The organism is Paenibacillus sp. 10L310 (assembly GCF_056395745.1).
Map to the genome: position 1 here is coordinate 1 of NZ_JBFTKC010000082.1, position 357 is coordinate 357.

At 64.4% G+C, this 357-nt stretch carries 1 protein-coding gene; it reads right to left on the reverse strand.

Features of this window, described 5'->3' with window-relative positions; genetic code table 11:
• Nucleotides 1-357, reverse strand: a 357-nt coding sequence (locus AC1DE7_RS31930) for a UvrB/UvrC motif-containing protein (RefSeq protein ID WP_477535905.1), incomplete at both ends; no start/stop codon positions are given.

Sequence of the window (357 nt, forward strand, 5' to 3'; positions counted from 1 at the left end):
CCGTAGACCTGCTGCAGGAGGTGCTCGATGAGCTCCGGAGTGGTGGCGTCTTCGACTTTTTCCACGACCCAGCCCCGCTGGCCGCGTACCCGGCCGCCCCTGACGTGGAATACCTGCACGGAAGCCTCGAGGTCGTCGTCGTGCAGGGCGAAGACATCCGCGTCGGTGTCTTCGGAAAGCACGACGGCGTTGCGCTCGAACACTTTGCGGAGGGCGATGATGTCGTCCCGGAGCCGCGCTGCCCGTTCGTAGTCCAGCTCTGCGACGGCGGCGCCCATGTCCTTTTCGAGGCGGGTGATGAAGCGTTTCGCTTCGCCACCCATGAACGAGCAGAAGTCTTCAGCAATGGCACGGTGC